Origin of the sequence: Paraburkholderia sp. (assembly GCF_049581445.1) — a bacterium.
Lineage (GTDB): Bacteria > Pseudomonadota > Gammaproteobacteria > Burkholderiales > Burkholderiaceae > Paraburkholderia.
Genome location: NZ_JBAURZ010000306.1, coordinates 1 through 14,235 on the forward strand (window position 1 = coordinate 1; position 14,235 = coordinate 14,235).

Sequence of the window (14,235 nt, forward strand, 5' to 3'; positions counted from 1 at the left end):
GGCATCCGGGCCTGCGCACTTCGCGCGTCCAGTCCACCAGCAACTAACCTCAAACCGTCTTGAGAATACGCGGCCGTTGCTCGCTGACTGGAGCCGGGTCCGCTGCGGTGCTCGCCGTCGCGGCGCCGCTCGCCTCGCGCATGGACAGATAGCGCAGGCAGCACACGCGCAGGAACGACGCGAAGTTAGTTGGCATCTCGCCGCGCAGCGCGATCAGTTCATCGTAGAGTTTCACGGCGAACTGGCTGGTTGTCATGCCCTCTCGTCCGGCAATCTCATGCAGCACATCCCAGAACAGATTCTCCAGGCGAACAGTTGTAATCACGCCGTGGATACGCAGCGAACGCGTACGCGATTCGTACAGAATCGGGTCGGCGTTGATGTAGATTCCACACATGGCTCGGTTTCCTCTTCAGGGTTCAGACCGCACGTTTGCTCATCTGGGCGGAGATGTAGTCGGCCTGCCGGATCGCTAGCGTCACGATCGTCAGGGTTGGGTTTTCGGCCGCGCCGGTGGTGAACTGGCTGCCGTCGGAGATGAACAGGTTCGGGACGTCATGCGTCTGTCCGTAGCTGTTGCAAACGCCGTCGTCCTGGTGGGCGCTCATGCGGCACGTGCCGAGATTGTGCGTCGAAGGATAAGGCGGTACGCGGTACACCTTCTTCGCACCCGCTGCCGCATAAACAGCAGAACCTTGCTGGAACGCGTGTTCGCGCATCGCTTCGTCATTCGGATGGTCGTCGAAATGCACGTTGGCCACCGGTTGACCGTACTGGTCCTTGACGTCGTTGTTCAAGGTGATCCGGTTGCTGGCACGCGGCATATCTTCGCCCACAATCCACATGCCGGCGGTATACGCGTATTCGTCCATCGCTTGCGTGAATTTTGGACCCCATGCGCCCGGATCCAGAAAGGCAGCATAGAACGGCAGGCCGAGCGAAATCGTCTCCATATGGTAGCCACCCGCAAAGCCGCGCTGCGGGTTGAAGACGGCTTCGTCCTCGATGATGCCGGCCATTGTGGTGCCCTTGAACATATCGACCTTGTCGTCGAACACGGCATACACAGAGCCTGTGGTGTGGCGCATATAGTTGCGTCCCACCTGTCCTGACGAGTTGGCGAGTCCGTCCGCAAAACGTCCTGAATGCGAATTGAGTAACAGACGCGGCGTTTCGATCGAATTACCTGCGACTGCCACAATGCGTGCCTTTTGACGCTGCAGTTTGCCGTCAGCGCCGTAATACACCACTTCTTTCGCTCTGCCGCGCGTGTCGTGCTCGATGCGCACGACATGTGCCTGGGTCCGCAGTTCCATATGGCCGGTGGCCTGGGCCCGGGGCAATTCGGTGTAGAGCGTCGACCATTTTGCGCCGGTTCGACAGCCCTGGAAGCAGAAGCCACGTTGGAAGCAGTGACTGCGGTCATCGCGGACGATGCTGTTAATCGCCATGTGGCCGGTATTGCACTGCTTGTATCCTACCTTCGTCGCACCAGCAGACATCACCTTGAAGTTGTTGTTACCCGGCAATCCCGGCAAGCCGTTTGTACGGGTCACGCCCATCTTCTTTTCGGCGCGGTCGTAGTAGGGGTTCAGATCTTCGCGCGTGAGCGGCCAGTCCATTAGCGAGGCGTCCTTGATATCGCCATAGGTGGTCTTCGCCTTGAACTCATACGGCTGAATACGCAGGCTCGCACCGGCCCAGTGCGTCGTGGTGCCGCCCACGGTCTTGCAGATCCACGCAGGCAGATTGGGGAAGTCGGTTGCGACCCGCCAGGTTCCGGAGGTGGTCCGCTTGTCCAGCCACGACAGCAACTGGAACGAGCCCCATTCATCTGTAAGGTAGTCGCCCTGCGTATGCATTGCGCCCGCTTCCAGCACCACGACATTGATGCCCTTTTGGGCCAGTTCGTTCGCAAGGGTGCCACCACCTGCGCCTGAGCCGACAATCACTACTACACGGTCATCATTGTGGGAAAACCGCACTTTGTTGTTGTCCTGTTCCATCATCCGTCTCCTTTGTCCCATGCACCGCAGTCGACTGGAGTTGGCGCTTCAGCGCTTACTCCGGTCCCACGCCAGGCGTTCCGATCCAATGCAAGATAGTTTCAATCGTAGTTAGCTATCCGAAGGAATCGGGCCACTATCGACAGCTGGCGGGTTGGGCAACCATGACAGGCTGTTGAATCCCTTGTAGAGGTAACCGGCGTCGCCCTCGGACGCTCCATAACCAAAGTGCGTGTAGGCGAGCGTGTTGCTATACAGTGAAACCACAGCGGTGCTGCGTATGGTAGTGAAGAACGGCGTGTTCGCCATCGACTCGACATCGTGCGCCTGAGCAGCGGCGTCGCGTTTGGCCCAGTTCGAGCCACCGAGCGCATCCAGTTGTTGCACGCCGGCGGCCAGTTGTTGCTGCACGGCCGGATCCTTGCGTGCCTTGGCATCCAGGTCTTTCACAACAAGCGCATACACGGCGTCATCCAGCGTTGGGTGCGGATACACCTGACGCGTGAAGGCGAGAACCACTTCGCCCTGATGGCTGTCGAGCCCTTGTAGTTCGACGGCCCATACACGGCTTGGCGCGAGCGCCGCGAAAATCGACGAGAACGCCAGCGTGCCAGTAAGGACACCAGTGCCCTTCAATAACTCCCTTCGCGTCAGAGGAATTTTCATGGCAGCCGAGACCGCGTGGTCGTCGTGGTCGTGCGCTATAGGAATGACTTTTGTCTGCATGGTTGTCTCCTTGCTGTGATTCGGACTGCACGCGTTGGCGCGTCGTTTTACTGGTAATGGCCGTAGCGTTCCAGGACTTCGATCTTGTAACCGTCAGGATCCTGAATAAAGAAATACCGGGCGATCAGTTCTCCGTTGTCGTGATGAAACTCGCGCATGTCATTCGGCGCGAGGCCGAGGCCAATCAGACGCTCGCGCTCGGCGCGCGCGTCGTCGACGCTAAAGGCGACATGGCCGTAACCGTCGCCATGCGAGTATTGTTCGGTGCGCCCGCGATTCCAGGTCAGTTCAATCTCCGCATCTGCCTCAGCGTTGCGCAAATAGGCGAGTATGAAGTCAGGGAAATCGAGCCGGTGAGCGACGTCGAGATTGAACGCGTCGCGGTAGAACTTGAGCGAGCGCTCCAGATCGTGCACGCGGATCATTGTGTGGATGAGTTTGGCCATCTGCGTGTCCCCTCCTTTTGTATATCCAGTTTAGGCAACGCATTTGCGGCGGGGGTAATGCCCGGCTAAACGGTGCTAGGGAGTTGCCCTATGTTGCATGCGCGTCGATGGTTTGGCTTTCAGTGACTGGCGGTTTATGCACTGAGGCCGGCCGGTGAGCGTCACGAGACCACATGCGCTGCAACATGCGGCGTGGCAGGCGCAACCCGTTGACTCGGCTTTGAATAGGTCATGGCGAGGTACGGTGCTATGCGAAATGAATGCGTGAAATCAACGCTTGCTGGAAGCGGAGATCATGCGGGCCCAGCGAGCGTTTTGGGCCGCGCAGGCCCGCTAACCGCCGTGATTTCATCAGACAAAAACGACCGCGTATTCATCACGGCAATTTGAAACGGACAATAAACTTTTGCGCCGCCGCGCCGTTATACCGACAAGACACTCGGCGCGACGCGGACCCGCTAAATAGCGGCGGAATTGCACTCATCGATGAAGCTGGCGTCTTCGACGGCAGCGGCACGGGTGTCTGAACCTGCTCAACACCCAAGGATCGCCTTCGTGCGACAAGCTGAATACGTTCATGGAACGAACACCGTACGACGCTAACAGCAGGAGTTCGTCGCACCGCGCACTGATCCTTGTGCCGGCGCTGACCGTTTTCGTGCTGGCCGTCTTGTGGATCACGATCCTGTTGCGGCTGCACGTCGAGAAAGCCGCGGTGATGCACGATACGCGCGTGGCAGCGCGCACGCTCGCCGACGCGCTGGAAACTCATACACTCAAGACGATTCATGACGTCGACGAAATCGCCTTGCTGGTGAAATACGGCTACGAGAGCTCGCCACAAACCTTCGACCTGACCCGCTACCAGCGTTATGGGCTGATCAGCGCCGACACCGCGCTTCAGGTGACGCTGGCCGGTGCAGACGGCCGTGTGATTGCATCGACGATTCCGTTTTCGGGGGCGGTTGATCTGAGCGACCGTGCCCATTTCCGAATCCACCGGCAGCGCGCCGACGCGGGGCTCTTCATCAGTCAGCCGGTGATCGGACGTATTTCCAAGCAGTGGTCGGTGCAGGCGACCCGGCGCATCAATCGCGCCGATGGCAGCTTTGGCGGCGTTGTCATTGTTTCCGAAGACCCTGCGTATTTGACCGACGGCTTCTACAACAGTGCCGCGTTAGGCGACCACGGCATGATTGCGGTCCTGTCGGGGCGCGGCTTCATGTTGTCGCGCCGTGCGGGCGATGCGCCGAGCAAGACCGGCGACGTGATGCCGACCAGCTATATGACATTTCGCAAGACGGGTGTCGACGATTTCGCCGACCCGCTCGATCACGTCGAGCGTATCGTCGCGAGCCGTCAACTCGACCGTTACGGCTTGACTGTCGTCGCGGGGCTCTCGGTGGACGAGGCGCTGGACGACTACTTCAGGATGCGCCGCGTCTACGTGACGATGGCAACCGTGATTTCAGTCTTGCTTGCCGGATTGTCGGCATGGATCACGTCGCTGATCGGCAAACTGCTGAAGGGTAAGGACGCGTTGCGGCGTCTGTCGCAAACGGATCGGCTGACCGGACTGCCCAACCGTGGCCAGATCATGGATCTGCTGGACGAAGCGGTCGCCGCACCAGGCTCCGCTGGCAAGGTGGCCGCGATCTTCATCGACCTCGATAACTTCAAGGATCTGAACGATACGTTCGGTCATCAATGCGGCGATGAAATTCTGGTAACGGTGGCGGCGCGGCTGCGCGGAACGGTGGAAGCCCGCGCTATAGCAGGGCGCCTCGGCGGCGACGAGTTTCTTCTCGTGATCAGGGCCGAGGGCGCGCACGGCGTGGCCGAGCAGATTGTCGGCGATGTGCTTGCGGCGCTGGCGATGCCGCTGGGTGGGCGCCTGGCAGTGGGGGTGGTTACCGCAAGCCTGGGGACTTCGGTACTCGAAGCAGGCGACACGTCGCGCGAACTGATCAGGAAGGCCGATCTGGCCATGTACCAAGCCAAGGCGCGTGGTCAGTCCTGCCGCTCACAAACGAAATCAGACGGCGCAATCGCCGCCTGACCGTCTTCGCATCGCAAGCTGTAGCTGTAGCCTAGTTTTGCACGTGCTGAGCAGCCTGTTCGATCAACGCAGCCACTTCCTTCGGCCGGGTCTCGTAGACTGAGTGGCTCGCGCCTTGCACTTCTACCGTGTGACTGTGCGCGCGCGCCGCATACATGCGTTCCAGATCCGGGCTGATGATGTGATCGTCGGTGGCGACCAGCGCCCAACTCGGCTTGACCTTCCAGGCCGGCTCCGTGACCGGCGTCGTGAATACCTGCGCGGCGGTCGGGATCTGCGAGTGTGCTTCGAAATCGGCTTGAGCGGCGGGCAGATCGGCCGAGAAGTCCTCATGGAAGCGGGCTGGATCCAGGTACAGATAACCGTCAGCCGTCTTCAGCGGCGCAGCGGCTTTGGCCGGGAAGCGCTTGCCGTTAGCCGATTCCGTTTCGCCGGCGTCGGGCTCATGCGCGGCGATGTACACCAGACCGGCAACCTTCGGGTCGGTGCCTGCTTCGGTAATGACCGTGCCGCCGTAGCTGTGTGCAACGAGAATCGTCGGACCTGGCTGCAGGTCGATAACGCGCTTTGTCGCGGTGACATCGTCAGCGAGTGACGTCAGCGGCTCCTGAACCAGGCTGACGTTATAGCCATCGCGCTTGAGAATTTCGTAGACGGGCTTCCAGCCTGAACCGTCCACGAACGCGCCGTGCACCAGCACGATGTTCCTGATTGCGCCAGGAGTGGCCGCGTCGGTCTGCGCCATCACGTTGGCGCTTGCGATGGATCCAGCGGCGACAGCCGCCGAGAGCATGAGGGAAGTGAGTTTCACGACAAATATCCTGTTAGTTTTTGTTCGTTTTGGGCGACGTGTGACTGCTGCTGTTCGGACAGCGAGAGGCATTACGAGTTGCTTGCGTGGGCGGATGCTGCAAGGGCTGGCCCACGCGCTGCTGTTGGCAAGTTAGCTGCCAGCATAGATGTTGCAGAAGCTGACCGGACCCACGCAGGACGATTGCATGGCGCCATGAATACGCGTGCCGGCAGCAGACGATCCATTCGGCTGCGTTCCGCCCACAGCGTCACGGCTCAGGTTTGCGTCGTCTTGCGCGGCGACCTTCGCTTCAGCAGCCTGGATGTCGGCCGGATAGGCCGGATCTGCGCCACGGGCAGGGTTGTAACCGGCCTGTTCGATCTGCACCAGCTCGGCGCGAACCTGGGCACGGGTGGCTTCTTGGGCGGAGGCGTTGGTGACGGCTGCGGCCGAAGCGACGAGGATCATCGAAAGGGCAATGGCGAGCTTGGATTTCATGTCGTATTCCTAAGTAATAGATAAACTTCGGTTGATGCGTATGGTTGAAAAGCTTCGTATTTCAAGTCTGCCTGCTGACAGGCGAGGCCATTCACTTCATTTCACAGCAGCCCGTAGGCGCTCGCCTTTGAATTCGCTTTCGCTGGCGCGGCAGGTCAGTTCGTTTCGCGTCTACATTAGGGCTAACACAGGGTTTCACCGGATATTCCAACAATTTTTCGGTGGTGTCCCTAAGCCCCGGAAACAAACACGTTTGCTTGGTGTGACGCTATGTTGGCCGGGAGCAGGTCCAGTCGCTATCGGTTTGCGATGAAATGGCAGGAGAGGTCGTGAATTGCGGCTAAGTCGGCGTGAAGCGACGGCGCATGCCATCGCATCTCAGGCATGGTGTGCAAGCGGGGCCACGCCTACGAAGCGATAGTGTCCTATCCGAGCGCCCGTAGCGCCGCTGCAAACCGTGGATCGGCCAGATAGGCGACATCGAACCGGCAATAAGGGGATGTGTTCTCCGGGTACGGCGAAAATACCGTCCCAGGCGCGAGAATCACACTGTGTTCGAGCATGGCACGGGGCGGTTGACTGCCCGTATGACTCGGCCGGTCAACCGTTTCGATGCTGTCGTCTGACGTCATCAGCAGCAACGCCACAAGGCAGGGCGAGGCAGTCGATGCTAAACCTTGGGGGCTGATGCCAGAACTGCAGTCGTCCTTGGTATCTACGGTTGACCCGGCTAAAGCGGACTTGTGCGTTGTAGGACAACGTATAATGACCGGGCCGGCAAACCACCAAGGAGGTCTGTTCAATGACCGCGTTCCCCACTCTCATTGCGCCCCCTGCACGCGCGCGCGGTAGTCTTGCTGACCGTGTGGTGAACTTCATCAACGAACAGGTCGCAACGCACGCATTGAAGCCGGGTGACAAATTGCCGACCGAGACGACCCTGATGTCGCTGCTCGGCGTGAGCCGCACGGTGGTGCGCGAGGCGATTTCGCGGTTACAGGCCAATTCGGTGATCGAAACGCGTCATGGAATTGGCAGCTTCGTGCTCGAACCGCACCGCGAACCGCTAGGTCTTGAGATGGTGCCGGCCACGACGCTGGCGGATTTGCTATCGGTGATGGAGTTGCGCATCAGCCTTGAAACGGAATGCGCCGGGCTTGCTGCGCAGCGCGCCAGTGAACGCGACATTGTCAATATTCGTGCGGCGCTGGATGCGGTTGAAGAGACCAGCCGCGCGGGCGGCGACAGCGCGGCTGCCGATTTGCGCTTTCACGTCACGGTGGCGAGCGCCACCGGCAATCGGTATTTCGTCGACATCCTGACGCAGATGGGTACCGAACTGATTCCGCGGCATCGCGTCGATTCCCCCAGTCTTGCTAACAGTGATCCGGCCGCCTACATGGCGCGCGTCAATATCGAACACGAAAGCATTCTCGACGCCATCATTCGACGTGACCCCGAGGGTGCGCGTGCAGCGATGCGTATGCATCTTTCGGGCAGCCGTGAAAGGCTGCGCCGTGCGAGTACCGCGCCGGAGGAGAGTGCCTGACGTGTGGGCCGACGTGTTTGGCCTTGTCGTGCAAGCAGGCGGCCGAGTGGCCGCTTTTTTTACGTCCGGCGCTTATGTTCGCGGCTTCGGTGCGGTTCGTATGATGATTCGGCTTGCAATTGAGTCATCGTACAACTTGATGTGTTAATTCATGTCTGAAGCTCCGCGCTGGGTGGGATAAAGCCAGTTTCTCCCCGATATAGCGCCGATACGTAGGGTTAACGAAGATCGAATCGCAGTTGGAAACCTTGGTAAAAAACGAGTAGACTGTCGTCATACAACTGTGTGGCGACCGTTCGTCACTCATTTACCAGGTCCACGTTCATGTCCACGAAACCCTCACAATCGAACGCTACCCCGACCGTCACCGAACTGCGCGTCGTGCCCGTCGCCGGTCGTGACAGCATGTTGTTGAACCTGAGCGGCGCACACGGACCGTTCTTTACCCGCAACGTTGTGATCCTGCGTGATAGCGCTGGCAACACGGGCGTGGGGGAAGTGCCCGGCGGCGAGAGCATCCGCAAGACCATCGAGGATGCGCGTGCACTCGTGGTCGGCCAGTCCATCGGCAATCTGCAAGCCCTGCTCAACAAGGCCCGCACGCAGTTCGCCGATCGCGACGCTGGCGGGCGTGGCCTGCAGACCTTCGATCTGCGCACCGCCATTCACGCGGTGACCGCGCTCGAAGCCGCGCTGCTCGATCTGCTCGGGCAGCACCTGGGTGTGCCGGTCGCGGCGCTGCTCGGCGAAGGGCAGCAGCGCGACGAAGTAGAAATGCTCGGTTACCTGTTCTATATCGGCGACCGCAACAAGACCGATCTGCCGTACGCGAGCGGCGCACAAGGGCGCGACGACTGGGAGCGCGTGCGTACCGAAGAAGCTATGACGCCCGAAGCCGTCGTGCGCTTGGCCGAGGCCGCGCAGGCGCGCTACGGTTTCAACGATTTCAAGCTGAAGGGCGGCGTGCTGGCTGGCGACGCGGAAATGGAAGCGGTCACGGCGCTCGCCGAGCGGTTTCCGAAAGCACGCGTGACGCTGGACCCGAACGGTGCCTGGTCGCTCGCCGAAGCGGTGCGTCTGTGCCGCGACAAGCGCGATGTGCTGGCCTACGCGGAAGATCCGTGTGGTGCGGAAAACGGTTATTCGGGCCGCGAGGTAATGGCCGAATTCCGTCGTGCTACCGGCCTGCCCACGGCGACCAACATGATTGCAACAGACTGGCGTCAGATGGGCCACGCCATCCAGTTGCAGTCGGTCGATATCCCGCTCGCCGATCCGCACTTCTGGACCATGCAAGGCTCGGTGCGGGTTGCGCAGATGTGCAACGACTGGGGGCTGACGTGGGGCTCGCATTCGAACAATCACTTCGACATCTCACTCGCGATGTTCACGCACGTGGCGGCTGCGGCGCCCGGCAAGATCACCGCCATCGACACGCACTGGATCTGGCAGGACGGTCAGCACCTGACGCGCGACCCGCTCCAGATTGTCGGCGGCAAGGTCAAGGTGCCGAGCGCTGCGGGCCTCGGTATCGAACTGGATATGGATGCGCTCGAAAAGGCGCATGCGCTGTATCAGCAATATGGCCTTGGTGCGCGCGACGACGGTGTGGCCATGCAGTACCTGATTCCGAACTGGAAGTTCGACAACAAGCGTCCGTGCCTCGTGCGCTAAGCCAGATTCATGGCTGCCGGAAGCACCTGTAGCCGCTCACCCTGAACTCAACCTGATACTCACGACATCATGACGACCCCTCAAGAACTCAAGGCGATTGTTTCCGAAGGCCTGCTGTCTTTCCCCGTAACGGACTTCGACGCCCAAGGCGACTTCCGCGCCGACACTTACGCGCAGCGCCTGGAATGGCTCGCACCGTATGGCGCTTCAGCGCTGTTCGCAGCAGGCGGCACAGGCGAATTCTTTTCGCTTACCAAAAGCGACTACAGCAATGTGATTCGCACAGCTACGGAAACCTGCAAAGGGAAGGTGCCAATTCTTGCAGGCGCGGGTGGTCCGACGCGCGTGGCGATTGAATACGCGCAGGAAGCTGAGCGGCTGGGCGCGAACGGTGTGCTGCTGATGCCGCACTATCTGACCGAAGCGTCGCAGGACGGCATCGCCGCGCACGTCGAACAGGTGTGCAAATCGGTGCAGAACATGGGCGTGATCGTCTATAACCGCGCCAATTCGAAGCTCAACGCCGACATGCTCGAACGTCTCGCGGATCGTTGCCCGAACCTGATCGGCTTTAAGGACGGCGTGGGTGAAATCGAGGCTATGGTGACGATTCGCCGCCGCCTCGGCGACCGCTTCTCATATCTCGGCGGCTTGCCGACTGCGGAGGTCTACGCCGCCGCATATAAAGCGTTGGGCGTGCCGGTGTATTCGTCGGCGGTATTCAATTTCATTCCGAAGACCGCGATGCAGTTTTATCGCGCGATTGCCGCAGACGATCACGCCACCGTGGGCAAATTGCTCGATGAGTTTTTCCTGCCGTATCTGGCCATTCGTAATCGCCGCCAGGGTTACGCGGTCAGCATCGTGAAGGCCGGCGCGAAGCTGGTGGGCCGCGATGCGGGTCCGGTGCGCGCGCCACTGACCGATCTCACCGAAGAAGAGATCGCGCAACTGGATGTGCTGATCAGAAAGCTAGGCGCGCAGTAAGCGTGGGGGCGGGCGCTTATTGTTTGGAGCACCCGCTACTTGCTCTATCGCCGCACGGGGCGCCAGAGCAATAAGCTACGGGATGTGGCATAACAATAATTTATCGATCCGATTACCTTGGCCTGGTTTTAATTATGACGAGAAGGCGCTAACCTTGTCGTCAAGCTAGGCTTACCTTAAGGAAATCGCTTCGATGTCTGCTCTCTACACCCCCTTCAAACTTAAAGACGTGACGCTGCGCAACCGCATTGCGGTTCCGCCGATGTGCCAGTACAGCGCCGTCGACGGCTTCACCAACGACTGGCATCAGACGCATTACAGCAGCATCGCACGCGGTGGCGCCGGCCTCGTGATCGTCGAAGCCACCGGCGTATCTCCCGAAGGACGCATTACGCCGGGCTGCACTGGACTGTGGAACGACGAGCAGGCCGAAGGCATGGCGCGCATTGCGGCCTCAATCAAGGCCGCGGGCGCAGTGCCCGGTATCCAGATTGCGCATGCAGGCCGCAAGGCAAGCGCGAATCGGCCGTGGGAAGGCGACGACCATATTGCCGAGGGCGATCCGCGTGGCTGGGAGACGCTCTCGCCGTCAGCGGTGGCGTTCGGTGCGAATCTGCCCCAGGTGCCCAGGGCAATGACGCTCGACGATATTGCGCGCATCAAGGCCGATTTCGCAGCCGCGGCACGACGCGCCCGCGATGCGGGCTTCGAATGGCTCGAACTGCATTTTGCACACGGCTATCTTGCACAGAGTTTCTTCTCCGTACACGCTAACCAGCGTGATGATCTGTACGGTGGCGACCTCGCTGGCCGTAGCCGCTTCCCGCTGGAGACACTCGCTGCAGTCCGCGAAGTATGGCCGGAACATCTGCCGTTGACCGCGCGTTTTGGCGTGATCGAATACGACGGTCGCGATGAAGTGACGCTGCAGGAATCGATCGAACTGACCAAGGCGTTTCGCGAGGGTGGTCTGGATATGCTGAACGTGAGCGTCGGGTTCTCGACGCCGAACGCGAGCATCCCCTGGGGACCGGCGTTCCTCGCACCGATCGCCGAGCGCGTACGCCGCGAGGCTGGGCTGCCGGTTGCGTCGGCGTGGGGTATCGATTCGCCGGAGATCGCTAACCGTACGATCGAACAAGGTCAACTGGATCTGGTGATGGTGGGCCGCGCGCATCTGTCGAACCCGCATTGGCCGTATCACGCTGCGAAGGATCTCAAGGCGAAGCAGCCTTCGTGGGTGTTGCCGGCACCGTACGCTCACTGGCTTGAGCGATACGCTACCGCCGAATAAGCCGGAAGGTACTGCCCCGGTGACGGCCATGCTTTGGGCGACGCCAGCGCCTGGGTTTGGCTCGGAATCGAAAGTTGGCACCGCGAAGCGTAAGGGCACAATCTAACCAAGAATGCCACTATGCTCGCGGGCCAACGCCGAAGCTTGGCCCGTTATGCGGCGAGGTAGCCACCATCTACCGGCACGATCGCCGCCGTCATAAAGGACGCAGCAGGCGTGCACAGAAAGGCCGCGACCTGCGCCACTTCCTGAGGCTGACCCCAACGATGCATAGGCGTACGGTCCAGAATCCCTTGCGAGCGGCCAGCGTCATCCTGCAGTGCCTGCGTGAGCGGCGTGGCGATCCAGCCCGGTGCAATGGCATTGACGCGGATGCCGTCGACCGCGTAAGCAATAGCGAGCGACTTGGTGAGTTGCGCAATCGCGCCCTTGCTTGCGCTGTAAGCGGGCACGAGGCCACCGCCAAAAAAGCTCAGCATTGAAGCCGTATTCACGATACAGCCTGACGAAGCCTTCAATAACTCACGTGCGCTTGTGCAGACTCGCATGGTGCCATTCAGGTTGATGTCGAGCACGCGTTCGAACACGTCGATCTGGTGTTCTTCAACGCGGCTAATCACGCCAGCACAATTGACGACGATATCGAGCCTGTCAAAGCGCTTCATCAGTGCAGTAACTTCTTCTGAAGAGCGCACGTCCAGCGAGACCCGCTCGATGTCTGTGCTCAACGTATCAGGCACGTCCGCAGGAAGCGGCAGGCCTGCGGCAACCGTTTTCGCGCCGAGTGCAGACAGTTGGTTTGCAATCGCCGCGCCGATTCCGGACAGGCCGCCCGTCACAAGCGCGACCTTGCCTTCGAGAATATTGGTCTGAAATGTCATGGGCGTTTCGCGCAAAAGATATCGGTCAGCGGATGAACTGGTCTACGTAATCCTCACCAAGACCGTTTGCAGCGTAGTGCTTGCGGCACATATCGATCTTCGTGAAGACGTCTTCGTAACCGGTGTAGTTGCCGTACGGATCGCAATAGAACATCACGCCATTAACCTGGAAGTACGTAATCATTTCTTCGACATCGTCAGGAACATAGAGCGTGTGCGTTTCGCCCGGCGGCTCGTAGACATAGCTTCCTTCCGTGGCGACCCAGTCATGCTCCAGATAGCGCCAACGGCCTTTCAGCACCATGCCGTGAACGCCTTGAGGATGACGGTGTCTGCTCAGTACACCTGATTTGCGCACTCGCAGCAGATTCATCCAGTAACCTTGCGACGCATTCAGGCAAAGCGGACGAAATGACACGTTTTCGGCTTGTGGAACCCAGACTCGTTCGTCGGTTGGGATGGCAAAGGGAACGACGATTTCCTTTTGCGCTTCCTTTGGAAACGGAAGCTGATAGGGCGTCATGGGTGAGTAGGTAGCTTCGGGCATGGAGTCCTCTGAAGTGTCCACATCGTGGACGTCGCGTCCACAGTACGACTATTATCGGAACTCGCTCACCGACGGTCAACCGATCAATCGGCAACCGCCGCCACCTGTTCGCAAGAAGCCCGCGCCAGTTTTTCTTCTGTCGACCACAATATTCCCGATCGAGAAACGTCAACAGAGGTATGGAACCGCCGCTCCCTCCTGACCCGATGATCGAACGAGAAACGGACCTCACTGCAACCATCTTGCGTGAGCGTTCCCGGCTCGGCCATTTCATCGGGCGCCGGGTGCGGGATCCGAGTGATGCGGAAGACATCTTGCAGGACGTCTTTCATGAGTTCGTCCAGGCCTACCGGCTGCCCGCGCCAATCGAGCAGGCGAGTGCGTGGCTGTTCCGGGTGGCGCGCAATCGCATCATCGATGCTTTTCGCAAGCGCAAGGAGCAATCACTGGATGAACTCGCGAATGGCGACGCCGACGACGACACCGACCCCGGCGAATACCGTCTCGAGCTTGCTTTACCCGCCGAGGACGCTGGCCCGGAGGCGGTCTATGCACGCTCGGTACTGCTCGAAGCATTGCAGGACGCATTGGACGAATTGCCTCCGAACCAGCGTGAGGTCTTCATTGCTCACGAACTGGAAGGTCGCAGCTTCAAGGAACTGGCCGCCGCAAGCGGCGTAGGCGTGAACACGCTGCTCGCGCGCAAGCGCTATGCGGTGCTGCATCTGCGCGCCCGCTTGCAGCCCATCTATGACGAGTTGGAAATTTAAAGGAG

16 protein-coding genes are annotated in these 14,235 nt (G+C 60.1%); 6 read left to right on the plus strand and 10 right to left on the minus strand.

Features of this window, described 5'->3' with window-relative positions; translation table 11 throughout:
* Nucleotides 1-49 precede the first annotated feature (49 nt).
* The 4 genes from WCA85_RS25175 to WCA85_RS25190 all read right to left on the minus strand — a co-directional run bounded on the left by WCA85_RS25175 (nt 50) and on the right by WCA85_RS25190 (nt 3,178).
* Nucleotides 50-397: a ribbon-helix-helix domain-containing protein gene (locus tag WCA85_RS25175; protein ID WP_424067573.1), complete on the minus strand. Its 348-nt coding sequence runs from the start codon at nt 395-397 to the stop codon at nt 50-52.
* A gap of 22 nt (nt 398-419) precedes the next feature.
* On the minus strand, nt 420-2,006 hold the full coding sequence (locus WCA85_RS25180; protein ID WP_424067574.1) for a GMC family oxidoreductase: 1,587 nt from the start codon (nt 2,004-2,006) through the stop codon (nt 420-422).
* Between the two features lie 111 nt (nt 2,007-2,117).
* Nucleotides 2,118-2,732, minus strand: a complete 615-nt coding sequence (locus tag WCA85_RS25185) for a twin-arginine translocation signal domain-containing protein (RefSeq protein ID WP_424067575.1) — start codon at nt 2,730-2,732, stop codon at nt 2,118-2,120.
* Nucleotides 2,733-2,779: 47 nt separating this feature from the next.
* Nucleotides 2,780-3,178, minus strand: a complete 399-nt coding sequence (locus WCA85_RS25190; protein WP_424067576.1) for a VOC family protein — start codon at nt 3,176-3,178, stop codon at nt 2,780-2,782.
* 577 nt (nt 3,179-3,755) lie between these two features.
* On the opposite strand from WCA85_RS25190, the gene WCA85_RS25195 reads away from it, so the two are divergent.
* Entirely contained in the window at nt 3,756-5,237 is a 1,482-nt protein-coding gene (locus WCA85_RS25195; RefSeq protein WP_424067577.1) for a diguanylate cyclase domain-containing protein, read from the plus strand.
* Between the two features lie 31 nt (nt 5,238-5,268).
* Here WCA85_RS25195 and WCA85_RS25200 read toward each other — a convergent pair whose 3' ends face one another.
* From WCA85_RS25200 to WCA85_RS25210, 3 genes are all read right to left on the minus strand, one after another.
* A complete protein-coding gene (locus tag WCA85_RS25200; RefSeq protein WP_424067578.1) occupies nt 5,269-6,048 on the minus strand; it encodes an alpha/beta fold hydrolase in 780 nt (259 codons plus the stop codon).
* A gap of 132 nt (nt 6,049-6,180) precedes the next feature.
* Nucleotides 6,181-6,528 (minus strand): DUF4148 domain-containing protein, encoded by a 348-nt coding sequence (locus WCA85_RS25205; RefSeq protein WP_424067579.1) that lies wholly within the window; start codon nt 6,526-6,528, stop codon nt 6,181-6,183.
* A gap of 425 nt (nt 6,529-6,953) precedes the next feature.
* On the minus strand, nt 6,954-7,160 hold the full coding sequence (locus WCA85_RS25210) for a hypothetical protein (RefSeq protein ID WP_424067580.1): 207 nt from the start codon (nt 7,158-7,160) through the stop codon (nt 6,954-6,956).
* A gap of 170 nt (nt 7,161-7,330) precedes the next feature.
* On the opposite strand from WCA85_RS25210, the gene WCA85_RS25215 reads away from it, so the two are divergent.
* The 4 genes from WCA85_RS25215 to WCA85_RS25230 all read left to right on the plus strand — a co-directional run bounded on the left by WCA85_RS25215 (nt 7,331) and on the right by WCA85_RS25230 (nt 12,032).
* Nucleotides 7,331-8,077, plus strand: coding sequence for a FadR/GntR family transcriptional regulator (locus WCA85_RS25215; RefSeq protein WP_424067581.1), 747 nt, complete (start codon nt 7,331-7,333; stop codon nt 8,075-8,077).
* Nucleotides 8,078-8,401: 324 nt separating this feature from the next.
* Entirely contained in the window at nt 8,402-9,751 is a 1,350-nt protein-coding gene (gene gudD / locus WCA85_RS25220) for a glucarate dehydratase (protein ID WP_424067582.1), read from the plus strand.
* Between the two features lie 69 nt (nt 9,752-9,820).
* Nucleotides 9,821-10,738 (plus strand): 5-dehydro-4-deoxyglucarate dehydratase, encoded by a 918-nt coding sequence (gene kdgD, locus WCA85_RS25225; RefSeq protein ID WP_424067583.1) that lies wholly within the window; start codon nt 9,821-9,823, stop codon nt 10,736-10,738.
* A gap of 193 nt (nt 10,739-10,931) precedes the next feature.
* On the plus strand, nt 10,932-12,032 hold the full coding sequence (locus tag WCA85_RS25230) for an NADH:flavin oxidoreductase/NADH oxidase (protein ID WP_424067584.1): 1,101 nt from the start codon (nt 10,932-10,934) through the stop codon (nt 12,030-12,032).
* Nucleotides 12,033-12,184: 152 nt separating this feature from the next.
* Here WCA85_RS25230 and WCA85_RS25235 read toward each other — a convergent pair whose 3' ends face one another.
* The 3 genes from WCA85_RS25235 to WCA85_RS25245 all read right to left on the minus strand — a co-directional run bounded on the left by WCA85_RS25235 (nt 12,185) and on the right by WCA85_RS25245 (nt 13,792).
* Nucleotides 12,185-12,913, minus strand: a complete 729-nt coding sequence (locus WCA85_RS25235; RefSeq protein WP_424067585.1) for an SDR family NAD(P)-dependent oxidoreductase — start codon at nt 12,911-12,913, stop codon at nt 12,185-12,187.
* 25 nt (nt 12,914-12,938) lie between these two features.
* Nucleotides 12,939-13,460, minus strand: a complete 522-nt coding sequence (locus WCA85_RS25240) for a 2,4'-dihydroxyacetophenone dioxygenase family protein (RefSeq protein ID WP_424067586.1) — start codon at nt 13,458-13,460, stop codon at nt 12,939-12,941.
* Nucleotides 13,461-13,543: 83 nt separating this feature from the next.
* Nucleotides 13,544-13,792 (minus strand): hypothetical protein, encoded by a 249-nt coding sequence (locus tag WCA85_RS25245; RefSeq protein ID WP_424067607.1) that lies wholly within the window; start codon nt 13,790-13,792, stop codon nt 13,544-13,546.
* Here WCA85_RS25245 and WCA85_RS25250 point away from each other — a divergent pair.
* Complete coding sequence (locus WCA85_RS25250) at nt 13,703-14,230, plus strand: RNA polymerase sigma factor (protein WP_424067606.1); 528 nt, start codon at nt 13,703-13,705, stop codon at nt 14,228-14,230. The genes WCA85_RS25245 and WCA85_RS25250 overlap by 90 nt on opposite strands.
* The last annotated feature ends 5 nt before the right edge of the window (nt 14,231-14,235 follow it).